This is a genomic window from Streptomyces sp. NPDC049585 (genome assembly GCF_040675615.1).
Taxonomy (GTDB): domain Bacteria; phylum Actinomycetota; class Actinomycetes; order Streptomycetales; family Streptomycetaceae; genus Streptomyces; species Streptomyces luteosporeus.
The window spans coordinates 126475-148085 of sequence record NZ_JBFAPE010000006.1 but is presented as its reverse complement, the minus strand read 5'-3'; the positions used below and the strand labels follow the sequence as shown (position 1 = coordinate 148085).

Genomic DNA, 21611 nt, shown 5'->3' with positions numbered 1-21611 from the left:
CCTTCCGTCGAAGGCTCCTGTGACAGGCGCATCACTCCTAGTGGCCCGGGAAGGCGGTCGTGGCAAGCGAAGCCCTGCGGGCCAAGATCCTGTTGAGAAACGAGAAGGAGAAAGCGTCGCGAGTGGCCGTAGGCCTGGTGGGAGCGTCTCTGGAGAGATATCTTCAGGAGGGCGAACTCCCCGACTGGATTCCTGCGGTAAAAAGGTCCGTCCTGCGGATGGATTCGGTGCCTGACGCCCGGATTCCGGACAGCGTGGACGACGCCGAGGTTGATGCTTGGTGCACGAGCGTTCTCGCGTCGGCCGGAGTGGTGCAGGTTCTTCTGCAGCACGGGGATGGTCAACTTCCCGTGGGCCGAAGTGCGGGTGCTCGGCGAGGGGTGGATGAGGTCGTCGCGTTCCCTTCTCGGGAGCGATCTTTACTTCCTCGCCGCGGACAGGACGTCCATGGTGGCTATCTTCGAAGAGGAATATGAATACGTGGCGTTCGTAGGCAGGGACGGCGCATGAAGCGGACTTCTGGTCCGCTTTCAGTCCGCGGATCCATGTGCTTCCCGAGTCGGCGATGGGCCTGGTCGGAGAAATGCTTCCGCCCACCGGCGTCACGGCGGCTGCACACATGGACGGCGCCGACATGGCGGATGCGGACGGGGTGTTCGAGCAGTTCTGGGAGAAGCTGAAATTCCCGGACTATTTTGGGTGGAACTGGCCGGCCCTGCTCGACTGCTTGCGGGACTTGCATTGGCTCCCGGCCGATCACTACATGATCACCGTCAGGAGATCCTGCCTGTTGCTCTCGTCAGTCGCGGATGAGCGGGCGATCTTCCTGCGGACCATGATGCGGGCCGCCGAGGACTGGGTGAGTCCACAGCACAGAAGGCCCGGAGGGGCGAGCGTCCCATTCAATGTTGTGCTGTTCTGCGACGACAGCGAGGTAGACGGTCTTCGGCGGGAGTTGCGCGAAGTCGGAGGGCAGTGAATCGGGTGGCAGCCCCCTGGGGCGGCACCGTTCCGGCGGAGGAGATTCCTACTTGTTCGCGTGGTCGCCCAGGAAGAACAGCAGCCAGATGAAGCCCGCCAGGGCGTGCGTGATGAAGACGTAGACCAGCACGCGCAGGGCTATCTGGCGTTCTGCGCGCTTCTCGGAGTCTTGCGTGGCGGGTGGCATGGGAAGGTCAGCCTACCTGGTTGCCGGGAGGGCGAAACGGATGCCGGTGAGGTGTTCCGACAGGTCCCACAGGCGACTGCCCACGGCCGGGTCGGTCGCCGTCGCTGACAGGGGGACGCGTTTCGGGCTGCCGCGGAGTTCTCCCGCGCCGTCCGGGCCGATGAAGTCGCCGGCCGCCGCGTCGGGGGCCGTGGCGGCGTACAGCTGGGGGAGTGCGCCCTGGTCCGGGCGCTGGGCCAGCAGGGGGTTGCCGATGCGGCCCAGGAGCAGGCGCAGGGCGGCGGTCGACGCGCGCATCTGGAGGGCCGTCGCCGTGTAGCCGGGGTGGGCGAGCAGGCTGCGTACCGGGCTGCCGGTGGCGGTCAGGCGCCGGTGGAGCTCGTGGCCGAAGACGGCGTTGGCGAGCTTCGACTGGTTGTAGGCGCCCATGGGGGAGTACGAGCGCTCGCCGTGCAGGTCGTCGAAGTCGATGCGGGCCTTGCGGTGGTTGAGCGAGCTCACCGTGACCACGCGCGGGTCGTCCCCCGCCGAGAGCAGATCGAGCAGCAGGCCCGTGAGCGCGAAGTGGCCCAGGTGGTTGCAGGCGAACTGCAGCTCGTGGCCCTGGGGGCTCAGTGTCCGGGGCGGTGCCATGACGCCGGCGTTGTTGATCAGTACATCCACCCGCGCGTACTCGGCGTGCAGCCGCCCGGCGAAGGCGCGTACCGAGTCGAGATCGGCGAGGTCGACGTGGCGTACGTCGAGCCGGGCGCCGGGAAGTTCGGCGGCGATCCGGCGGCCCTTTGTCTGGTCGCGTACGGCGAGGATCACATGCCCGCCCCGGCGCGCGAGCGCCCTGGTGGTCGCCAGGCCCAGCCCGCTCGTGGCGCCGGTGACGACGAAGGTGCGGCCGGTCTGGTCGGGGATGTGGTCGGCGGTCCATCGAGGTTGCTCCATGAGGCACACACTGCCCTTCGTGGCACAGAGTGTCAACAGCGTCCGTCCGTGCCGTCGGCTGCATCGTGGCGATACGCTGTCCCCGTGAGCCCCCGCCCCGAAACCAGCCTGGCCGAGCGCAAACGTCAACTCGTCGCGGACGAACTGACCAGCGCTGCCCTGCAGTTGCTGGCGAGCAAGGGCTACGACGCCGTCACGACCGACGAGATCGCCGCTGCCGCCGGCGTCTCCCGGCGGACGTTCTTCCGGTACTTCGCGTCCAAGGAGGACGTCGTCGTCCGGTTCCTCGCGGACATGGGCACCGGCATGCGCGCCGCCCTCGCGGACCGTCCCACCGACGAGCCCGTGTCCGTCGCGCTGCGCCACGCCGTCTCCGGGCCCCTCGCCGCCTGCGGCGACCACGCCGACAGCGCACGGGGCGTCGTCCGGCTGATCCTGGGTACGCCCGCCCTGCACGCCCGCTTCCTGGAGCGTCAGGCGCAGTGGCGCGACGATCTGACGGCGGAGCTGGCGGCCCGCACCGGGGCGGACCCCGGCGCGGGCTCCGACGCGGACCTGTACCCGCAGATGGCCGCCGGCATGGCGCTCACCGCCTTCAACACCGTCCTGCAGCGGTGGAGCGACAGTGAGGGCGCCGAAGCGCCGGCCGGGCTGCTGGAGCGGGCCTTCGCGCTCCTCGCCCCGGCGTTGGACGTGCAGTAGCCGAAGCGGCGCTCAGGGGCAGGTGACGACCTGTCCGGCCCAGGACATCCCGCCGCCGAAGGCGAGCAGCAGGACCGGTGCGCCCGAGGGGAGTTCGCCGCGCTCGGTGAGCTTGGAGAGGGCGAGCGGGACGGAGGCGGCCGAGGTGTTGCCGGACTCGACGACGTCCTGGGCGATCACCACGTCCTCCGGGAGGCCGAGCCGGCGGACGACGGCGTCGATGATGCGCAGGTTGGCCTGGTGGGTGACGACGCCGGCCAGGTCGGCCGGACGCAGGCCGGCGCGTGCGCAGGCCTCCTCGGCGAGGGCGGGGAGCTCGCCGGTGGCCCAGCGGAAGACGGTCTGACCCTCCTGGGCGAAGTGCGGATGCCACTCGCCCACCAGGCGGACGGCGTCACCGCGCGTGGGGTCCGAGCCCCAGACGACCGGCCCGACGCCTTCTTCGCGATGTGCGCTGAGCACGGCGGCGCCCGCGCCGTCCCCCAGCAGGACGCAGGTGCGCCGGTCGGTCCAGTCGGTGACGTCGGACATCTTCTCCGCACCGATGACCAGTGCATGCCGGGCCGCGCCCGCGCGCAGGGCGTGGTCGGCGCAGGCGAGAGCGGTACAGAAGCCCGCGCAGCCGTTGTTGAGGTCGAAGGCGACGGGCGAGGGCAGGCCCAGGCGGGCAGCGACCTGGGCGGCGATGGAGGGGCAGCGGTCGATCGCCGTGCAGGTGGCCACGGTGATCAGCCCGATGTCGGCGGGTTCCAGGCCGGACGCGGCCAGGGCCTTGCCGGCGGCAGCGGCCGCCATGTCGGTGACCGATTCGTCGGGGGCGGCGATGCGGCGCGTGGCGATGCCGGTGCGGCGGCGGATCCACTCGTCGCCGGTGTCGACCAGGGTGGCCAGGTCGTCGTTGGTCATGACGCGCGCCGGCTGGTGGTGGCCCAGAGCGGCGATACGGCTTCCCGGTACGGCTGCGTGCACGGTCGGTCTCCTCGGCTCGGCGACGGAGTCCGGAATATAGCAACCGATCGATCGGAAGTTAAAAGTTCGCGGCTCGGTACGATGACGTACATGAGCCCTCGCAACTCCTTCGCCGAAGCCCGCCGTACGCGGGAGCGCATCGTGGCGCGCGGCATCGCGATCGCCTCGGTCGACGGCCTGGAAGGGCTCACGATCGGACGCCTGGCCACCGACCTCGGCATGAGCAAGGCCGGCGTCCTCGGCCACTTCGGCACCAAGGAGGCCCTGCAGCTCGCCACCCTGGACGGGGCCGCGGCAGCCTTCTCCCGCCTGGTGTGGGAACCCGCGGCGCAGGAGCAGCCGGGCCTGCCTCGCCTGCGCGCGGTCTGCGCGAGCTGGGCGGGCTACCTGGAGGCCGGGCAGGAGATCTTCCCCGGCGGGTGCTTCTTCACCACCGCCTCCGTCGAGTTCGACGCCCGCGGCGGCCACGTCCGCGACGCCGTCGCCCGCCTGCTGCGCGTCTGGCGCGGCCGCCTGGCCGCCGAGGTGCGCACGGCCGTCGCGGCGGGCGACCTGCCCCCGGACACCGATGCGGATCAGCTCGTCTACGAGCTCGTCGGCCTGTACATGGCCTTCAACCAGGAGACGCAGCTCTTCGCCGACCCCTCGGGCGCCACCACCCGCACCCGCCGGGCCGTGGATCGCCTCCTCGCCCACCCGCCGCGCTGCGCTTGAACCTTTACCGAACGGTCAGCCACCTGCGCCCACTCCTCGCCCAGCCTCGGCCGCATGCTCGACACGAACGTGATCGAACTCGACGACGCGGCCCGTGCGTTGCCCGACGCGTGGTGCTCCGCCGTCCTGGGCCGGGCCGGCGAGGGCTCGGTCGTCAAGGTGCTCCGCATGGACGGAACCCCCCTCGCTGAGGAACAGCACGGCACCCCCGAGGTGCTGATCGTCCTCGACGGACGCCTCCGGCTCCGCGTCGCCGGACGACCGGTGGACGTGGGCGCCGGCGAGATGTACGTCGTCCCCGCGGCCACGCCGCACGCGGTGCTGCCGGGCAGCCGCGGCACGCTGCTGATCGTGGAGGCGGCCGGTCAGTAGGCGCGGCGGGCCGCGTCCGGCGCCGTGACGGTTGCCGGTAGTGGCCGCCCTTTCGACTTTTGCCGGTGCAGTGGCATGGAGCCGGGGCGCCGGTCCTTAGGTCAGCCCACCAGGCGCTTGCGCCAGTCCAGGGGCGTGACGGTGATGGCCCGGCGCGCGTCACCGTTCCACTGCGCCGCAAGGCCCGCCGCCGCGAGGGCGGCGACGACCTCGCGGCCGACGGCCGCCGTCGTCTCCGCCGACCCGTCGAATCCGCCGTACAGCAGCGTCAGCCCGTGCCCGGACGCGGCCGAGTCCGTGCATTGGGAGTGGAAGTACACGAAGCCACGGGCATCGGGCGCGCTCTCGGCGCCTATCTCCGCATGGCCGCACGTACGGCAGCAGGTGAAGTTCTCCCGGGCGGTGATGCCGGCGGCCTCAAGGGCCGTGAAGGCCCGGGTGAGGCGTTTGGGGTCCGTCTCGCCCTCCCAGGCGGCCTGTTCGGCGACGCGCTCGCACCACAGCCGGTCGGCCAGCTGCCGCGCCTGGGCGGCTGAGACCGGGCGGCGGTCGCCGGAGACGAGGTAGTCCTCCGCGAGTTCGGCCAGCTGCGCGCGCGTCGCATAGCCGCCCACCAGCACCTCGCGGACCCGTGCCTCCAGCTCGCCGCGCTCCTCCTCGTCGAGGTCGAGCGGTGGTACGGGCTCGGGCGCCGGCATGTCCAGCCGTGCCCAGGCCGGCCCCGCGTCCCAGCCGTCCTGCTGCCGGGCCCAGCCCGTCAGCGCCGCGGTTACCGCGGTCACCGCCTCCGGACCGTCGAGCACCGCCTCGAAGTGCCGGTCCGGCGCCCCGGCCCGGTGCTCCAGCGTCCAGGTGCCGCCCGCCTCGTGCCACACCTGGGCGAACACGTCCGGCAGATCGGGGATCCTCTGCACGACCAGGAACCGGTCGCCCTCCCCACCGATCCGGGCGACCAGCCCGGCGAGCTCCTGCGCGCTCACCCGGACGCGGCGGCGTCCGTCCTCCGTGTGCACCGTGATCGCAAGCATGACGGCACTCTCCCACGGGCCACTGACAAGCCCCTTGACGGCCGCCGTCCTCCGCTGCTGCCATGCCCATGACGTGGTCCAGCGGTCCAGGAGAGGAACCCGCATGGAGCTTCCGAGAACCACGACCACCGCCCCGCTCGGGCGCCGGGCCTTCACCACCCGCGGGCTCGGCGCGCTGGCGGGGATCACCGCCGGCGCCGCCCTGGCCTCCGTGGCCACGGCCCCGGCCGCACAGGCCCGAGGTCTGGCAGGGCAAGGCAGCTGGCGGTTCTGCACCAAGTGCTTCGTCATGTTCTTCTGGGGCTACCCCGACGACGGGCACTGCGCCGCGGGCGGCGCCCACACGCAGGCCGGCTACAACTTCGTCCTGCCCTACGACGTCCCCGAGACGGGCAACGCCCAGGCCAACTGGCGCTTCTGCACCAAGTGCTACGGACTCTTCTTCTTCGGCTACCCCAGCGGCGGCTGGTGCCCCACCGGCGGGTCCCACTACGCGGCCGGCTACAACTTCGTGATCCCGCACGATGTCGCCGAGACGCCCTCGGCCCAGGCGTACTGGCGCTTCTGCACCACCTGCTACGGGATGTTCTTCTGGGGCTACCCGGCCAAGGGCCGGTGCTCGAACGGCGGCGAGCACAACGCCGCCGGGTTCAACTTCGTGATCCCGCACACGTAGGCCGTGCCCGGCGGATCGAGCAGCCCCGTGCTCCCTCTGCGGGCGCGTCGTGGCTTGCCGCGCCCACGCGGCGGCAGCCGCAGTCGGGTACTGCCCCGTGCCCCTACGGGGCGCCGTGGTAGCCGCGTGACAACGATCACCGGGCAGACCCTGGTCCGACCCCCACCCCCCCTCTTCCGCCGCCGTGCAGCGACGGAAGAGGGCGACGTGGCCGCAAGGCTCAGTGGTTCGTGCCGGAGGCCCAGATCGCCTGGCTGCCGTCGTAGATCACCACGTTGCCGTCGTCCTGGACGACCAGGCGCGAGCCGGGGTGCCCGGCCGTCCGGGAGTTCCAGACCGCCTTGCCCGAGCGGGTGTAGACGACGAAGTTGCCGTCCTCCTGCATCACGGCCCGCCACCCCTGGTTGACCGTGCGGGACGCCCAGCGCGCGCGGCCGAACTCGTCGTAGATGACGAGGTTGCCGTCGCTCTGCATGACCAGGGTCGCCGTGTCGGAGCTCACCGACTGGTTGCGCTCCAGGGTGTACGGCGCGTACAGGGTCTGGCTCGCCATGGTTCTCGCCCCGGCCGCCGGGGCCTTGGCGGTGGGTGAGGAGGCCGCGGTCGCCGGGGCGGCCAGGGCCAGGGAACCGGCGAGGGAGGCGGTCGCCAGCAGGGTGGTCAGGGCGGTGGTGATCCTCTTGCTCACGAAAGATCCTTCCGTCGGGCTTTCGTCGAGTCGTGCAGCCACCTGTGCCGTGCCCCCAGGGGTGTCGGGGGCGCTACGGACTCTGGCACCCGCCCCCGCCGGACGAGACGACTTCGTACGGATGTGACGCATTCGCAGCCGTGTTTGGCCGACAAAAAGACACCAAGTCGCCGCCAGGAAAGGCCAGTTGCGCCCCAATGCGTCCTTCCCCGCCGCCCTCCCGCAGTGGGACACTCTCCGCCATGGGTGCGTCGAGGCGCATACGTGGCATACGTGTATGGGAGTGGGGCCGCCCCCGCCTGCGGTACGGGACCGGTGCCGCAGGCCTGGTCGTGGCGGCCGTGGTGGCGCTGGCCGGCTGCGAGCCGGCCGCCGGGCTCGACGCGACGACCGTCGCCGCCGTCACCCAGCGCCAGGCGTCCTTGACGCTCGGCCGCTCCGGCGTCGCCGTGGCCTGGCTGACCTGCCGGGGCAAGGCCCAGGACGGCGGCACGGACATGGCGGGCTCGCCGCAGCCGGTGACGATCGTCGGCATCGACTGCGAGGGCGGTACGGACAAGGGCAGGCGGATCATCGTCTTCGGCACCGTCACCGGCGTGTCCGGCACCGCCTGCGTGCGCGGCCTGCTGACCGCCAACGTGGACGGCCGGACCGTCTTCCGGGTCAGCGTGCTCGGCGACTGCACCCGTACCGGCGGGGGCGGCGGCCCGTCCTCGTCCGTACCCACCGCGCCGGGGCCGGGCGTGCCCAAGCCGCCCCCGCCGCCGCAGGGCGGCACCCGGGGGCCCACCGTGCCGGTGCCCTCCGCCGGCTGCAGCAGCACGCCTGCGCCGCGGGGCAAGTGACGGCCGGGTCGCGGCGGTCGTACGGACGGGCGGGTAACATCCGCACCGTAGGAGCCGACGACCCGGGAGGAGCCCACCGGTGGCGGGAGAACCGCAGGCGGACTGCCTGTTCTGCAAGATCGTCAAGGGGGAGGTGCCCGCGACGGTCGTCAAGGAGACGGCCACGACGCTCGCCTTCCGCGACATCAACCCGCAGGCGCCCGTGCACGTCCTGGTGATCCCCAAGGTGCACCACCCGGACGCCGCGTCCCTGGCCGCCGCCGAGCCGGCGATCGCCGCGGACGTGCTGCGCGAGGCCGGCGAGGTCGCCCTGCAGGAGAACGGGGACAGCGGCTTCCGCATCGTCTTCAACACCGGCGCCGGCGCCGGGCAGACCGTCTTCCACGCGCACGCGCACGTCCTGGGCGGCCGCGGCTTCAACTGGCCCCCCGGCTAAGCCCTTGTCCGTACGCGAACTGGTCGTCCTGGGCACCGCCAGCCAGGTGCCCACCCGGCACCGCAACCACAACGGCTACGTCCTGCTCTGGGACGGCGAGGGCATCCTCTTCGACCCGGGCGAGGGAACGCAGCGGCAGATGCTGCGCGCCCGGGTGGCTGCGCACGACCTCAACCGGATCTGCATCACCCACTTCCACGGCGACCACTCGCTCGGCCTCGCCGGGGTGATCCAGCGCATCAACCTGGACCGGGTGCCGCACCCGGTCACCGCGCACTTCCCGGCCAGCGGCAGGCGCTTCTTCGAGCGGTTGCGCTACGCCACCGCCTACCGCGAAACGGTGGAGCTGGCGGAGGAGCCGGTGGCGGGCACCGGGGCGGTGCTCGCCGTCACGGGCTCGTACACCCTCGAAGCGCGCCGGCTCTCGCACCCCGTCGAATCCTACGGCTACCGCCTCACCGAGCCCGACGGGCGCCGGATGCTGCCCGAGCGGCTGGCCGAGCACGGCATCGCCGGGCCGGACGTCGGCCGGCTGCAGCGCGAGGGCGAGGTCCGCGGAGTGACGCTGGACGAGGTGAGCGAGGTGCGGCGCGGGCAGCGCTTCGCGTTCGTGATGGACACCCGGCTGTGCCGGGGCGTGCACGAGCTGGCCGAGGGCTGCGACATGCTGGTCATCGAGTCGACGTTCACCGACGAGGACGAGGACCTGGCCACCGAGCACGGCCACCTGACGGCCGGTCAGGCCGGGCGGGTGGCGGCGCAGGCGGGCGTGCGGCACCTGGTGCTCACGCACTTCTCGCAGCGCTACGACGACCCTGCGGTCTTCGAACAGCAGGCGCGCGCCGCGGGCTTCGACGGCGAACTGACCGTCGCCCGCGACCTGATGCGCGTCCCGGTGCCCAAGCGCCGCTGAGCGTGGCGGGGCCGCTGCCCGGCAGCGGCCCCGCCCGTACGGCGTTACGGCAGGTAGTACATCGGGTTCGGCAGCTTGTAGGTGCGCTCGGCGTGACCGCCCTGCAGGTCGCTGAACTGGTCGCCGAAGTTGGCGACGATGCGGTAGCCCTTGGACTCGATGTACGCGCGCGTGCCCGACTTGTACTCGACCGTGGTGCACTTGGCGCCGCAGGCCAGGTAGGCCGGCGGGGTCTTCTTGTTCTTCAGGAAGAAGTGCTCGGTGTCGGCGGCGGGCTTGTAGCCGGCGTTCTTGAGGTTGCGCACGCTCCAGTCGCGCTGGTGCTCGTCGCGGCCGGTGACGAAGAAGACCTCGACGCCCTTCTCCTTGGCCCAGTTGACCAGCTGGGGCATGCCGAAGACCGGGCCCATGTCGGTGGACTTCAGGTACGCGTCCTGCGACTCGGGCGTGAAGCGGAAGCCCTGCTGCAGCTCGTAGTTGTAGGTCAGCAGGGTGGTGTCGTCCACGTCCAGGACGATCGCGGGCTTCTTGGCGCCGTGCGCCTTGCCCTGGTTCTTGACGACCCTCTCCAGCTGGGCCTTCGCCTTGCGCTCGATGTCGGCCACCTGCTTGGCGTAGTTGCTCTCCGGCGAGGCGTAGTGCTGGCCGGAGGCGTCGACGGTGTCGCCGTAGTACGCCTTGATCTTGTCCTGGACCTGCGTGAGGTTCGGGATCTCCTTGTCCGAACGCGGCACCGCGTGGTCGGCGCTGGCGGCACCCGCCGTGTACAGGCCGGCCCCGGCGACGAGGGCGGCGGCAGTGGCGGCGGCCACGCGCACGCGCGTGGACTTCAGGGAGAGGGACGACACGTTATGACTCCTGGGTAACAAGGAAACTCCCCGTGAAGCTAAGCGCTTGATCTGGACTGGTCAAGGGCTCTCTACGCGCGAAGAAGATCGTCCGAGGGCGTACCGTGGGGAGCACAACCAGCGACACGAAGGGTGGGGCTCGACATGGCGCAGGAAGTGCGAGCGGTCGTCGCACCGGGCAGGAACGAACCGGTGCGCGTGGAGACGATCGTCGTACCCGACCCCGGGCCGGGCGAGGCCCTGGTGAAGGTCCAGGCGTGCGGCGTGTGCCACACCGACCTGCACTACAAGCAGGGCGGCATCAACGACGACTTCCCCTTCCTCCTCGGCCACGAGGCGGCCGGCATCGTGGAGGCCGTCGGCGAGGGCGTCACCGAGGTCGCCCCCGGTGACGTCGTCGTCCTGAACTGGCGTGCGGTGTGCGGCCAGTGCCGCGCCTGCCTGCGCGGACGCCCGCAGTACTGCTTCGCCACGCACAACGCGCGGCAGAAGATGACGCTGACCGACGGCACCGAGCTCGCCCCCGCCCTCGGCATCGGCGCCTTCGCCGAGAAGACCCTCGTGGCCGCCGGCCAGTGCACCAAGGTCGACCCCGCGGTCTCCCCGGCCGTCGCCGGCCTGCTCGGCTGCGGTGTCATGGCCGGCTTCGGCGCCGCCCTGAACACCGGCAACGTCGGCCGCGGCGATACGGTCGCCGTCATCGGCTGCGGCGGCGTCGGCGACGCGGCCGTCGCCGGTGCCCGCCTCGCCGGCGCCGCGCGGATCATCGCCGTCGACCTCGACGACCGCAAGCTCGAGTGGGCCCGGCGCATGGGCGCCACCCACACGGTCAACTCCCGTGACACCGACCCCGTCGAGGCGATCCGCGAGCTCACCGGCGGCTTCGGCGCCGACGTCGTCATCGACGCCGTCGGCCGCCCCGAGACCTACAAGCAGGCCTTCTACGCCCGCGACCTCGCCGGCACCGTCGTCCTGGTCGGCGTCCCGACGCCGGAGATGCAGCTGGAACTGCCGCTCCTGGACGTCTTCGGCCGCGGCGGCGCCCTGAAGTCCTCCTGGTACGGCGACTGCCTGCCCAGCCGCGACTTCCCCATGCTCATCGACCTGCACCTGCAGGGCCGGATCGACCTCGCCTCCTTCGTCACCGAGACCATCGGCCTCGGCGACGTCGAGAAGGCGTTCGAGCGCATGCACGAGGGCGACGTGCTGCGGTCCGTGGTGGTCTTCGAGGACTGACCGCCGGCTGCCGTACGGTCAGCCGAGGGCGTCGGCGAGGACGGCGACGGTCTCCGCGATCAGTGCGTTGTCGCCCTTCGCCTTCTGGTCGCGGGGATGCGTCGTCAGCACGGCCATCACGACCGGCGCACCCTGCGGCGTCCAGACGATGCCCACGTCGTTGTTCGTCCCGTAGCTGCCGCCACCGGTCTTGTCGGCGACCGTCCAGCCGGCGGGGATGCCCTTGCGGAACCGCTCGCCGCTCGTGGTGTTGGCGAGCAGCCAGCCCGTGAGCCGTCTGCGGTCCGCGGCGGCGAGCGCGTCGCCGAGCACCAGACGGGCGTACGTGCGGCCGATGGCGTACGGGGACGTGGTGTCCGTCACCCGGTCCGGCTCCGCGGTGTTCAGCGCGGGCTCCCACCGGTCGAGACGGGTGACACGGTCACCGACCGAGCGCGCGAAACGCGTGACGGCCGTCGGGCCGCCGAGCTCGCGCAGCAGCAGATTGGCGGCGCAGTTGTCGCTGAAGGTGATGGCTGCGTCGCACAGCTCCGCGACAGTCATGCCGTTGGCGATGTTCACCTCCCGCCCGGTGACATCCGAGTTCTCCGCGTCGGTGACGTCCTGGGCGGTGTAGCGGATCCGCTTGGCCAGGAACTCGCCGTCACGGTCGAGATCGCGCAGCACGGCGGCGACGGCGAGCGTCTTGAACGTCGAGCACATCGGGAACAGCTCGTCGGCGCTGTGCGCGACGGTACGGCCGGTGCGGACGTTGTGGGCGTACACACCGAGGCGTGCGCCGTGCGCGCGCTCCAACGCGGCGAGGCGGCGGGCGGCGTCGCGGTTGTCGCTGCGGTGCGGGGTGGCGGCGTGGGCCGTTCCGCTGCCGGCCAGGACGGTGGCCAGGGCGGCGCCCGCGCCGAGGGTGAGGGCGTTGCGGCGGGGTATGGACGTCACTGCGGGTGTTTCCTCTCGCCGGGGGCTGTTCGGTGCCGTTACACGTCCGGCTTGCCGCCTCTGGTTCCACAACAGCCACATTTGCCCCAGGGGGCGCCTGCGGCGGGCTTTTCCCCCACCCCGCCCCTTCCCAAAGCTCGTAACGGGGTGTTCTACGGATGAGGCCCCGCCTGGTGGGTGACCAGGCGGGGCGGGGTGCTGCTGGGGGGTGCTGATCAGCGCGGGTCTACGGCGCTCTGGGCGTCCTCGGGGGACGGCCCGGCGCCCAGCTGCGGGGCGCAGTCAGCGCAGGCGACTCGGCGATATCCAGGCCCGCTCGCGCGTTCGACGTAGCCGACGGTCACCGGGGCTTCCGTGCTCCTGCCGCAGCGGCAGCACAGTGCGGCGCTCATGCGGCCACCATCACGCGGCGGTCGTACCGCTCGGGGTTCGGGTAGTCGTAGCCCATGCTGGCCGCCACGAGTGCTAGGCACCGCTCGTGCTGCCGTTCGCGCTCCTCCTGTTCCCGGACCCATTCCCGGATGAACAGGGGAACGAGCGGGCGCGTGCTCTCGGGGATGGGCATGGTTCGGGCGAGGACGTGCGGCGGGATGGGCTTCCGCGGGCCGCAGATCACGTAGGGGGACCGCGCCGGCGGGGTCTGCGTCGGGGCGACGGTGGGGGCGGGGGCAGGGCGGGTTCCGCCGTGCTTGCCGTGAGCGGGCAGCAGTAACCCGAGGGTCCAGATAAAGAGGCGGGCGATAGCATCGCGCATGAGTCGGTCAGCTCCTTGGTAGCTGGTCGGCTGAGCCCCGGGTAGGCCGCCGCAATCGGCCTTCCGGGGCGCTTCTCTTTGCGCCACCGACGCCAGACCCCACTCGTCTAACATGTCTACACGTCTAACTCGACTGCTTGTCTAATTCGGGCCCTTCGAAGCCGCTTGTCTACGCTCTCCCTATGCCTGAGCGTCCGAACGAGCCCCACGCCCCGCGCGCCCCGTACATGCGGGTTCTGGACGCGCTCACCGCTGATATTGAGGCGGGCAAGTACGCACCGGGCGACCTCATCCCGTCCGAAGCGGAGTTGCGCGAGCGGTTCGGAGTGGCGCGGGAGACCGCCCGACGGGCGGTGCGCATCCTCCGGGAACGCGGGCTGATCGAGACCGAATGGGGTAAGGGGTCGTACGTCACGCCAGCACGCGGCGACCACCCGCCGAAGCCGTAGCCCTGCACATGCAGATGAGCCCCCCGGGACGCCGAGTCCGGGGGGGCTTTGTTGATGTACAGAGGCAACCAGCGTCGGCTCAGGCGCCGGGTGCCAGGGCGCGCACCAGGAGCGTGCCGGTCTTCCAGCCGTCGGGCGGCGTGATCTCGTTCGCCAGGGCGTAACGGAACCCGTGCTGCTTCAAGCGGTCAGCCCACATGTCAGGCTGGTAGTCCCAGCGCTTGACGACCAGGGGGTTCGGGTCGTCGGCCTGGGTGACGTAGGACGCCTGGCAGCCGTAGCAGCCTTCCACTGGGGGCCGCTGCGAGAAGGCCAGGACACCCCCGGGCTTGAGGACCTTGCGGATGGCAGGGAGCATCTGGTCCGGGTCGGTGAACCAGATGGCGCCGAAGACGGAGTACACGGCGTCGAAGCGCTCGACGGTCTCGCTCATGAAATCGAGCGCGCCACGCTGGTGCAGTTCCACGCCCGGCAGGTCACCCCAGCGCTCGCGGGCGGCGTCCAGCTGGACGGGCGAGACGTCGACACCGACGGCGCGATGACCAAGGGTGGCAACGTGGGCGAGGTTCCCCCCAGTGCCGCACCCCAGCTCTAGGAACGCCGCCTTGTCCTGCTGGCCCAGAACATCCACGCCGGGCCCGTGGTCGGGGTACTGGGTCCAGTTGAACCAGGTGCTCTCACCCTTGGCGTTCCTCTCCCGCCGGCCGCCGGGCTTCCTGCGAGCGTAGGTGTCCCACGCCGTCGTATCGGTCACGTTCTCCTCCGTCATGTTCATGAGTGCGGCCAGCCGCACCACCGGGTACGGCTGGCCTGGACGCCTGTGCGCTGATCAGCTGGTCTTGGCGGTGTTGTGCTTCGGGCTGTTGTGGCAGTTCGCGTGGCACTGCGAGCAGTCGGAGACCTCCAGCTCCGGCCAGAACTCCAGGTCGACCGCGTACCCGGCCGCCTGGATGGCCTCCACGGTCCGGGCTCGCAGCGTCTTGCCACCGCCGTGTTCCTCGCGGTCCAGGAACCCGGGCTGGTGGTGGACGAACTTCCCGAACGTCTCCTGGCAGAAGTTGGCGTACGCCTTGGTCCGCAGGACGAACGCGTGCCAGAAGTCGTCCACCAGCGGGGACGGGCTCAGCGGCTTCTCGCTGGCCGCGCTGGCGGCCACGAACGCCAGCATCTGGCCCACACCCCGGTGAGCCATGTCCACCGGGATGTGGTCGTACTTGGCCCGCACGTCGGCCGCGATGATCTCCCGCAGCTCCGCGCTGACCAGCGTTCCCGCATCGACGGCGGGGCGTTCCTCAACGATGGTCACGTCTTACCTCCTCGGAAGGGTGGTGCTCGGACGTGAGCCCGCTCCGGCCGCCGGCCTGGATGGCGAAGACGGCCAGAGCGGGCGGCTAGGCAGGCCGCAGGAAACGGGGCGATATCGCCCGCGAAGCCTGCCGCTCGGGCACACCGCGGGGGCACTCGCACGGCGGGTAGTGCACCGGGTTGTCCAGGATGACGACGGGACCATCCGGCTGAACCGTGCGCGTCGGCCCGTACGTCCGCCCGCTGTCACGGCTGACCCGCAGGGTCATCCGCGAGGAACTGTCCGGCGTCGGCTCTCTGCTGCTTGCCATGCCGACACGCTAGGAACACGGGCCTGCTGATCCCAACGAAGTTCTACGAAATTCCACATGAGTTAGCCGAGCGCGTCAACGGCGGCAGTGATGAGGGCGCGAGCCTTGGCGCCGTACACCGCGAGGTCCGCGAACTCTCCGAACGCCTTCAGGTACTGGGCTATCTCGGTGGGAGCAGTCACGTTCACTTGCGCTGTCAGCAGTTCGACTTGTGCCATCTCTTGGTCGTACACGCTGAATGTCTCGATCATCCACATGCGCCGCGAGGCGGAGAAGGGGATAACCCCGAGTGAGACGGATGGGTAGGCCATCACCGACAGCAGATATCCAAGCTGTCCCGCCATGGTTTCGGCGTCTCCGACCCGGTGACGGAGGACTGATTCCTCTACCAGCAGCCCGAAGCGGTGGTTGCCCTGGCGGACCACGTGCGACCGGGCCAGCCGTGCCTCGACCGCTTCGGCGACATCGTCGGGAGTGCCGTGGAAATCCGTGATCGCGCTCGTCAGCGCCGTGGCATAGGCATGGGTCTGGAGCACGCCCGGAATGACGTTCGAGCAATAGATGCGGAACACGCGGGTGCGCTCGAAGAGAGGGACGTACGACTCCTGGAGCCTGCGCAGTCCGGTGCGCTGAACCCGTCTCCACTCCACGTACATGTTGTCAGCGGAGCGAGAGGCGGCGATCAGGTCCACGGCGACGTCATCCGCTCCGCAGGCGGTGCACCAGGCTCGGATATCAGCGTCGGATGGCGGCGTGACGGCGTTCTCCAGGCGCGACGCCTTGGAGGGGTACCAGCCGGCGCGCCGGGCCACCTCCTTGGCGGTCAGCCCGGCGTCCCGGCGGATCTCCCGGAGGCGGTCGGCAACAGCCTTCCGGGCTGCCTGAACACTGGATGAGGGTGGGGTGGGCATCTTGGCTGCGCCGATTAGATCTGGTACTCCTCGTGGGGCGTCGCCCGCTCCCACACGGCCTCGAAGGCGGTAGAGCACAGCTTCGCCACTTCGGGCCGCTCATCCAGTTCCGGTCCGGCGGATCCGCCATCGCCTGTGAAGTGGTTCCACATGATGACTCGCTCGTCGAACAGCCAGAAATCATTGCCGGGAAGAGCCAGATCCGACGCCTTGCGCCGGGGCAACCAACGAACCAGTTCACCCGCCGCGATGTTCTGGTAGGTGCAGCCGTGTTCGTACCGGATGTAGTCACTCACCGGCTCCGAGACGACCCGCGCACGACGGAACACGACGCCACGAGCCACGGCGTTGCGCACCATCGCATGGAAGTCGTTCCACCACGTTTCCGGTTCGCTGGACGGCCGCCAACCGGCCCGCCAGGCTTCGAACTCGGCCGCCTCCTCGCCAATGCCGTACGAGTCGCGCATTTCGAGGTGTACGGCCGAATGCCTGGTGCTCGCCAGCAGATCAGTGAACGCCAAGTCGGTCTGCGACATCACAAGCCTCCCTGATGGCAGGCACCATACGGATCGGCAGCCTCACCACCGCTTCGCTCTCCGGAATAGGCCCCGACTCCCGGCACTGAGCCAGCAGGGCTTCCCCGGCCTTCCAGCCCTGGACGACGACCTCCTGAGCCTCGTCGTCCACCCAGGCCGTAGGGCACTGAGTGCCGTTGGTGTTCGGGTCCTTCGCGATGAACAGTAGCGCCATGACAGCCTCCGTCGGCCTGCCGGTTCTACGGACGTCTACGAGGCTGGCCGCACCGCCCGGTCTCGTCAAGGGGGCGGAGTGGTAGGGAAGTTGAAACGCCAAAGGCCCCCTCACCGGCCATCACAGGCAGGCAAGGGGGCGAAGCAGCAGAGAAGGGTCCTGGGCGCCGATGGCACCGAAACGGTGGTTAGACGCCCGCGAGCAAGCCAAATCAGGGCACCGGTAAAAGGCGTGCACAGGTTAGAGAATCACCCTGCGTAGTCAGCATGTATCTAATCGACCCTCGAACCCGTACAGAATCGGACCTGCTATCACGCTTAGGTCGGGGTGGCCGGCCAGGAGGGGGTACCCCCCACCCCCTGGAGCCCCCGAAAGGAGCCGACCAACCGGACAGTGATCACTGAGCGTTACAGGGCTCCGGGATGGGGACGCTCGGGACGGCGCCGAGAGGGCCGCCGAGCGGCTGCCCGTGCCCTGGCCCGTGCCGCCTCCTGGGCGGTCTTCCTTCGGTGGTGCCAGGCACACAGCAGCTGAAGGTTCGAGAGGTTGTGATCGTCGCCGGGAACGATGTGGTCCACGTCCGTGCCGGGTTCGTAGCACCGGTCACCGGTCACCAGCACGGCCACGCAGCGGTAGCCGTCACGCCGCAGCACGGCGGCACGCCGCGCCGGCCAGTCGTCAGGCAGCCGAAGCCGCCGATCACTGCCTATCCAGGACACGCACACCTTCTCTGAGCACCACTACACCTCGCGCCCGTGACGCTCACACCGCCCGCCCCTGGTCAGTCCGGGTCACCCGGGCACCGAGCACGGGGAGGCGGGGTCTGTGAGGCATGGGGCCTTCGAACAAGGGGACGGGGAATCGATACAGCGCCACCCCAACGAGGGGCACAACGCATGCCGACACGGAACCGTGGGCAACCCACATCCGACGCAATCTCATTAAATGAAGGGATCATTCATGCGCCGAATCGCCACTATCGCCGTCTCAACCGCCGCGCTCGTTGGACTCGTGGCAACCCCTGCTAATGCTGCCCCCCGAGACGTGAAGGCCATCCTCCAAAACTTCAAGCAGTTTCAGGAAATGCTGTCGAACGCGATGACGCTCGGCAACATGTTCACGAACCAGGCAATCCAGGAAGAGAAGGAACTCCAAGCTAGTGCGGGCAAGGTGGTAAGCGGACTCTGAACACCTCAAGAGCATCCCCGATGGGACGTGCGAACTCGAACCATCACCCGGCCCGGCCCCGTGGCAAGCCGACGCAAGCCCAATAACCCGCTGGGCTCGTGATGGGACCCGGTAACCAAGTATCGCGCCAGTCCGGGTTGCCCCACGCGGACGAAAAGACTCCCACGACCGTTCATGCGATTCCGCACCTCACCGCGCGCACCCACGGCTCAACCGACCGCGCCGAACTCCGTTTCAGTCTTCAGCTGGTGGCACTCGCGGCACAGCACATGAACGTTGTCGTCAGTGTCCTCCCCGCCGAGCGCGAACGGCCGCACGTGGTCGACGTCGACTAGGTCCGCGGGGAAGTCGCCCAGGCACCAGTCACACCAGCCGTGGCCCCGCTCGCGAAGTCGACGGCGGAGCCGTGCGGAAGCGTCATGCCGTGCGGCTCGTCGCCGAGCCCGCTTCCTTCGGGAACGTACAGCGGGCCGGGCTTCGCGCGCCTGGTGGTGGGCGTCGCTACTGCGGGCGTAGCCCCCGGTCCGTCCAGATCATTTTCTGTGCCTCTTCGGCTGTAATGTCTGCGGGTACCTTAAACGAGGAGACATTAACGCCCTGCTGGCGTTCCTTGAGTTCGAGACGTCCGAGCTTGTGGTATTCGCGACTCCCGATGGAGTTGTAAGACCAGAGTTCGCGCTGCCACAGCGGGGGCGATGCCGTTAGATCCTCTTCCGTCATCGTTGCCCAACGACCTGATGCGATTACGTGGGTTGTGTTGAGCACCCTGTCAATGACAGGAAATGCGTCGTACGCTTCCCAGTAGCTCCGCGAGTTGTGCTTACCCATCGGCGGTCGGCGTCCATCCGGGGTGCCAGCCAGCCCAAGCCGCACTGTGACCTCACTGAGGGTTCCGTTAGTGCGCGCCCATTCCTTGAAGGCAAGTTCGGCAGTCTGCACTGCATCGCGAGCGCGATCCTGCATGCCGTTGAACTTGGCCAGCAACGCCTCTCGCCATTCAGCGAGGACCACAGGGTCGTTGCCCAGCTCATCGTACTGGGCTCGTGCCCGTCGAGCTGTTTCCGCGGCGGCGGTTATCTCGAATAGGGCATCCTGGCGCTGGCCTTGAACGTCAACAGGTTTGAACGTTCCTCGGGGCTTGGGGCCGCCGGCGGCATGTGCCCGATGCTCCGCCAGCCGCGCCACTTCGGCTTCTCGGGCTTTCAGCGGGATGACGCGGAAGGCGTCAGTTAGGTCAGTTATACGGTCATAGGCGTCCACAACTTTTGCCCATGCTTCGTGTGCGATCTGAGGTGAGGATTCGTCGTGCCATGGATCGCGGACCTGTTCGGACAGTGCGCCGGTGATTGCTATGACGCGGTCGTCTAGCTCGTCGGGTACGTACATCACGTGTCATCCTCCTGTTGGGGTCTTGGCTTCTCCCGGTATGAGTAGGGTGCAAGCCTTGCCCGACGGCTGATTGTGACGACGTGATGGTTGCGGGGTCTCTTTTGTTTTCCTCTTAGTTTTTATTGCGATACCAAAAACACCCTCTAAATCGTCATACCGTCATGCTCTGTCCGGCGACCCCGCCGCAAGGCGCTAGACGAGTGCGGGCACGCGCTCGCGCACCGCTACGGGAGCGAGTTCCCGATGCTCGTGCACGGTCTCGGCTTCGGGCTCGGCCCCGTGGACGGGCTCGGGCTCCGTCGTCGCTCCTGCGGGATCCTGGAGTCGAACCATGTTGCCCGGCGTGGGCGGGGCGTCGTTGCGTGCTTCGGCCGCCAAGTCGTCGGCCACGGTCACAGCTTCTTCAATACACGGGTCAAGGTCCCCGCTGATTGTGAACTCCACGCGCCGCAGATCGAGGGTGCGCCACCCACCCTTGGTTCCGCGCTTGACGTCCAGGCGTGCCCCGGCGTCCACGAGCATGGCCCGGCGCCTCTCGGTGTCGGCTGCATGCCACTCGTCGGCGAACGTGCGACCCGTGGGGACCACGATGCGGCGGGCTTCGGTCTTCTCCCGCCTTTCCCGCTCCGCCAGGCGGGCCTCCAGGGCATCCGCACGGCGCTGCCAGGCAGCCATACCGGCTTTGGACTTCCGGCGGCCCTTCTGCTCGTCGTGCTCCTCCATCTCCGCCACGGTGGCGTCAATCTCCGGCTGAGGGTCGTACCCGGGTATCTCAGTGACACGGGTGATCCGGACCGGTCCGGCCATCTGGAGGAACTGGTCCGTGACGTACTCGTGCACCCAGGTGGCGCGCACGGTGGCCGGGGCCGGGCAGTACGTGCCGTACTTGTAGGAGCTGCATCCGTAGTTTCCGGATGACGTGTTCAGGTACATGCGGCCCCCGCATCCGGCGCAGTGGATGACGCGCAGCAGCAGTGCCGGCGAGTCCTTGCGGCGCGGCGCCTTCTCCGCCGTGGGCTTGGGCGTGACCAGGGCACCCACCTGGTCGAACTCCTCGCGGGTGAGGATCGGGGTTTCAGTGGCCATGACGGGGTTGCCATGGTCGTCGCGGACCGGGTTGCCCTTGTGCATCTTCCAGCCCAGCAGCGCCGGGTTCTTGAGCATCCTGCGGATGGTCTCCGACACCCACTGTGCGGGACGCTTCTTCGGCTTGCCGCTCTCGGTGCTGTCCGGGGTGTCCTTCTCGGCGGTGCCCTTGCTCCGCGCCTTGTACGCCTTCCAGTGCTCGGCGGGCGTGCGGATCTTGTCCGCGTTGAGTCCTTGCGCGATGGCGTGCAGGGTCTTGCCGGAGATCAGTTCGGCAATGATCCGCTCAATGATCTTCACGGCTTCCGGGTCGGGAACGAGCGTCCAGCCAACCCCGCCGTGTTCCTTCGGCATGGGGGCGGGCAGGTAGCCGTACGGGGGACGGCCGCCACCGCGCCACCGCAGTTCCATGCGGCGCATGGCTGCCTGTGCTCCGGCGACGCGATCGCTGATGCTCTGCGTTTCCACCTGGGCCGCGAACGCGAGCATCATCATCATCATGAGCTCGGACGTGGGGTCCATGGGGTTGCGGAAGTCGAACACCAGCCGGCCCCCGCCGATGCCCTCAGCGAAGACGAGCATCTTGCGATGAGCCCGCGCCCACTTCGCAAGCTCGTGCATATCCGCCATGGACCGGATAGCGCGATCGAAGCGCCACCACACCAGGGCGTCGAAGTCCTCCGGACGGGCGAGCCACCCGCCGAGCTGCGGACGATCAAACGGTCCAATCTTGGACGCGGACACGTCCAGGTCGACCGCTTCCCGCAGGGCGTCACCCTCGCCGAAGTCGATCCCCAGGGATGCCGCGGCTATGTCATCGGCCTCGCGCTGCCGCTCAGGGCTGGTGGTCTCGTCCGTGCGGACCGACAGGCGGATGCACCGAACCCCGCGCAGGGTCTCGGCGAACACCGTTCCCGTGGTCGGGTTGCTGTTTGTCATCCCCCGGTGGGGGACAGACCTTGCCGAGACGCCGTGACCTGCGACGTTGCCACCATCGGGCG

General features: G+C 69.5%; 27 protein-coding genes. 11 read left to right on the top strand and 16 right to left on the bottom strand.

Going from position 1 to position 21611, the window contains the following annotated elements; genetic code table 11:
- Positions 1–619: 619 nt before the first annotated feature.
- Positions 620–979 carry a barstar family protein gene (locus tag AB0K17_RS09840; protein WP_365982695.1) on the top strand — a complete coding sequence of 120 codons (360 nt, stop codon included), beginning with the start codon at positions 620–622 and terminating at the stop codon, positions 977–979.
- 48 nt (positions 980–1027) lie between these two features.
- On the opposite strand, the gene AB0K17_RS09835 is transcribed toward AB0K17_RS09840, so the two are convergent.
- Both AB0K17_RS09835 and AB0K17_RS09830 read right to left on the bottom strand, forming a co-directional pair.
- On the bottom strand, positions 1028–1168 hold the full coding sequence (locus AB0K17_RS09835; protein ID WP_365969910.1) for a DUF6126 family protein: 141 nt from the start codon (positions 1166–1168) through the stop codon (positions 1028–1030).
- A gap of 12 nt (positions 1169–1180) precedes the next feature.
- The gene (locus tag AB0K17_RS09830; protein ID WP_365982694.1) at positions 1181–2104 is read right to left on the bottom strand and encodes an oxidoreductase; all 924 of its coding nucleotides are present in this window, start codon (positions 2102–2104) and stop codon (positions 1181–1183) included.
- Between the two features lie 84 nt (positions 2105–2188).
- On the opposite strand from AB0K17_RS09830, the gene AB0K17_RS09825 reads away from it, so the two are divergent.
- Complete coding sequence (locus tag AB0K17_RS09825; protein WP_365982693.1) at positions 2189–2806, top strand: TetR family transcriptional regulator; 618 nt, start codon at positions 2189–2191, stop codon at positions 2804–2806.
- 12 nt (positions 2807–2818) lie between these two features.
- Here the strand turns inward: AB0K17_RS09825 and AB0K17_RS09820 are convergent, their stop codons facing one another.
- On the bottom strand, positions 2819–3775 hold the full coding sequence (locus tag AB0K17_RS09820; protein WP_365982692.1) for a beta-ketoacyl-ACP synthase III: 957 nt from the start codon (positions 3773–3775) through the stop codon (positions 2819–2821).
- 90 nt (positions 3776–3865) lie between these two features.
- On the opposite strand from AB0K17_RS09820, the gene AB0K17_RS09815 reads away from it, so the two are divergent.
- Both AB0K17_RS09815 and AB0K17_RS09810 read left to right on the top strand, forming a co-directional pair.
- The gene (locus tag AB0K17_RS09815) at positions 3866–4489 is read left to right on the top strand and encodes a TetR/AcrR family transcriptional regulator (RefSeq protein ID WP_365969917.1); all 624 of its coding nucleotides are present in this window, start codon (positions 3866–3868) and stop codon (positions 4487–4489) included.
- A 54-nt stretch (positions 4490–4543) separates the two neighbouring features.
- Positions 4544–4861, top strand: a complete 318-nt coding sequence (locus tag AB0K17_RS09810) for a cupin domain-containing protein (protein WP_365969918.1) — start codon at positions 4544–4546, stop codon at positions 4859–4861.
- A 101-nt stretch (positions 4862–4962) separates the two neighbouring features.
- Here the strand turns inward: AB0K17_RS09810 and AB0K17_RS09805 are convergent, their stop codons facing one another.
- On the bottom strand, positions 4963–5889 hold the full coding sequence (locus AB0K17_RS09805) for a hypothetical protein (protein WP_365982691.1): 927 nt from the start codon (positions 5887–5889) through the stop codon (positions 4963–4965).
- A 103-nt stretch (positions 5890–5992) separates the two neighbouring features.
- Here AB0K17_RS09805 and AB0K17_RS09800 point away from each other — a divergent pair, with 103 nt between their 5' ends.
- A complete protein-coding gene (locus AB0K17_RS09800) occupies positions 5993–6565 on the top strand; it encodes a hypothetical protein (RefSeq protein WP_365969920.1) in 573 nt (190 codons plus the stop codon).
- A gap of 220 nt (positions 6566–6785) precedes the next feature.
- Here the strand turns inward: AB0K17_RS09800 and AB0K17_RS09795 are convergent, their stop codons facing one another.
- The gene (locus AB0K17_RS09795) at positions 6786–7253 is read right to left on the bottom strand and encodes a hypothetical protein (RefSeq protein ID WP_365982690.1); all 468 of its coding nucleotides are present in this window, start codon (positions 7251–7253) and stop codon (positions 6786–6788) included.
- Positions 7254–7495: 242 nt separating this feature from the next.
- On the opposite strand from AB0K17_RS09795, the gene AB0K17_RS09790 reads away from it, so the two are divergent.
- The 3 genes from AB0K17_RS09790 to AB0K17_RS09780 all read left to right on the top strand — a co-directional run bounded on the left by AB0K17_RS09790 (position 7496) and on the right by AB0K17_RS09780 (position 9447).
- Entirely contained in the window at positions 7496–8098 is a 603-nt protein-coding gene (locus AB0K17_RS09790; RefSeq protein WP_365982689.1) for a hypothetical protein, read from the top strand.
- A gap of 79 nt (positions 8099–8177) precedes the next feature.
- Positions 8178–8534, top strand: a complete 357-nt coding sequence (locus AB0K17_RS09785; protein WP_344434934.1) for a histidine triad nucleotide-binding protein — start codon at positions 8178–8180, stop codon at positions 8532–8534.
- Between the two features lie 4 nt (positions 8535–8538).
- Entirely contained in the window at positions 8539–9447 is a 909-nt protein-coding gene (locus AB0K17_RS09780; protein ID WP_365967061.1) for a ribonuclease Z, read from the top strand.
- A 44-nt stretch (positions 9448–9491) separates the two neighbouring features.
- Here the strand turns inward: AB0K17_RS09780 and AB0K17_RS09775 are convergent, their stop codons facing one another.
- Positions 9492–10295 carry an HAD family acid phosphatase gene (locus AB0K17_RS09775; protein WP_365967062.1) on the bottom strand — a complete coding sequence of 268 codons (804 nt, stop codon included), beginning with the start codon at positions 10293–10295 and terminating at the stop codon, positions 9492–9494.
- Positions 10296–10439: 144 nt separating this feature from the next.
- On the opposite strand from AB0K17_RS09775, the gene AB0K17_RS09770 reads away from it, so the two are divergent.
- Positions 10440–11531, top strand: a complete 1092-nt coding sequence (locus AB0K17_RS09770) for an S-(hydroxymethyl)mycothiol dehydrogenase (RefSeq protein ID WP_365982688.1) — start codon at positions 10440–10442, stop codon at positions 11529–11531.
- 18 nt (positions 11532–11549) lie between these two features.
- Here the strand turns inward: AB0K17_RS09770 and bla are convergent, their stop codons facing one another.
- Together bla and AB0K17_RS09760 are read right to left on the bottom strand one after the other, a co-directional pair.
- Positions 11550–12467 carry a class A beta-lactamase gene (bla, locus tag AB0K17_RS09765; protein ID WP_365982687.1) on the bottom strand — a complete coding sequence of 306 codons (918 nt, stop codon included), beginning with the start codon at positions 12465–12467 and terminating at the stop codon, positions 11550–11552.
- Between the two features lie 388 nt (positions 12468–12855).
- The gene (locus AB0K17_RS09760) at positions 12856–13221 is read right to left on the bottom strand and encodes a hypothetical protein (protein WP_365982686.1); all 366 of its coding nucleotides are present in this window, start codon (positions 13219–13221) and stop codon (positions 12856–12858) included.
- A 182-nt stretch (positions 13222–13403) separates the two neighbouring features.
- On the opposite strand from AB0K17_RS09760, the gene AB0K17_RS09755 reads away from it, so the two are divergent.
- On the top strand, positions 13404–13670 hold the full coding sequence (locus AB0K17_RS09755; protein WP_365982685.1) for a GntR family transcriptional regulator: 267 nt from the start codon (positions 13404–13406) through the stop codon (positions 13668–13670).
- A 79-nt stretch (positions 13671–13749) separates the two neighbouring features.
- Here AB0K17_RS09755 and AB0K17_RS09750 read toward each other — a convergent pair whose 3' ends face one another.
- The 5 genes from AB0K17_RS09750 to AB0K17_RS09730 form a co-directional block, all read right to left on the bottom strand.
- Entirely contained in the window at positions 13750–14439 is a 690-nt protein-coding gene (locus tag AB0K17_RS09750) for a class I SAM-dependent methyltransferase (RefSeq protein WP_365982684.1), read from the bottom strand.
- A gap of 60 nt (positions 14440–14499) precedes the next feature.
- Positions 14500–14976, bottom strand: coding sequence for a hypothetical protein (locus AB0K17_RS09745; RefSeq protein WP_365982683.1), 477 nt, complete (start codon positions 14974–14976; stop codon positions 14500–14502).
- A 372-nt stretch (positions 14977–15348) separates the two neighbouring features.
- A complete protein-coding gene (locus tag AB0K17_RS09740) occupies positions 15349–16197 on the bottom strand; it encodes a helix-turn-helix transcriptional regulator (RefSeq protein ID WP_365982682.1) in 849 nt (282 codons plus the stop codon).
- Positions 16198–16211: 14 nt separating this feature from the next.
- On the bottom strand, positions 16212–16733 hold the full coding sequence (locus AB0K17_RS09735; RefSeq protein ID WP_365982681.1) for a DUF6879 family protein: 522 nt from the start codon (positions 16731–16733) through the stop codon (positions 16212–16214).
- On the bottom strand, positions 16705–16947 hold the full coding sequence (locus AB0K17_RS09730) for a hypothetical protein (RefSeq protein ID WP_365982680.1): 243 nt from the start codon (positions 16945–16947) through the stop codon (positions 16705–16707). The genes AB0K17_RS09735 and AB0K17_RS09730 overlap by 29 nt, the downstream gene beginning before the upstream one ends.
- A 960-nt stretch (positions 16948–17907) precedes the next feature.
- Between AB0K17_RS09730 and AB0K17_RS09725 the strand changes: the two genes are divergently transcribed.
- The gene (locus tag AB0K17_RS09725; protein ID WP_365982679.1) at positions 17908–18135 is read left to right on the top strand and encodes a hypothetical protein; all 228 of its coding nucleotides are present in this window, start codon (positions 17908–17910) and stop codon (positions 18133–18135) included.
- A 209-nt stretch (positions 18136–18344) separates the two neighbouring features.
- On the opposite strand, the gene AB0K17_RS09720 is transcribed toward AB0K17_RS09725, so the two are convergent.
- The 3 genes from AB0K17_RS09720 to AB0K17_RS09710 all read right to left on the bottom strand — a co-directional run bounded on the left by AB0K17_RS09720 (position 18345) and on the right by AB0K17_RS09710 (position 21549).
- On the bottom strand, positions 18345–18491 hold the full coding sequence (locus AB0K17_RS09720) for an HNH endonuclease signature motif containing protein (protein WP_365982770.1): 147 nt from the start codon (positions 18489–18491) through the stop codon (positions 18345–18347).
- 145 nt (positions 18492–18636) lie between these two features.
- A complete protein-coding gene (locus tag AB0K17_RS09715) occupies positions 18637–19521 on the bottom strand; it encodes a hypothetical protein (RefSeq protein ID WP_365982678.1) in 885 nt (294 codons plus the stop codon).
- A 195-nt stretch (positions 19522–19716) separates the two neighbouring features.
- Positions 19717–21549 (bottom strand): recombinase family protein, encoded by a 1833-nt coding sequence (locus AB0K17_RS09710; protein ID WP_365982677.1) that lies wholly within the window; start codon positions 21547–21549, stop codon positions 19717–19719.
- Positions 21550–21611: the final 62 nt, after the last annotated feature.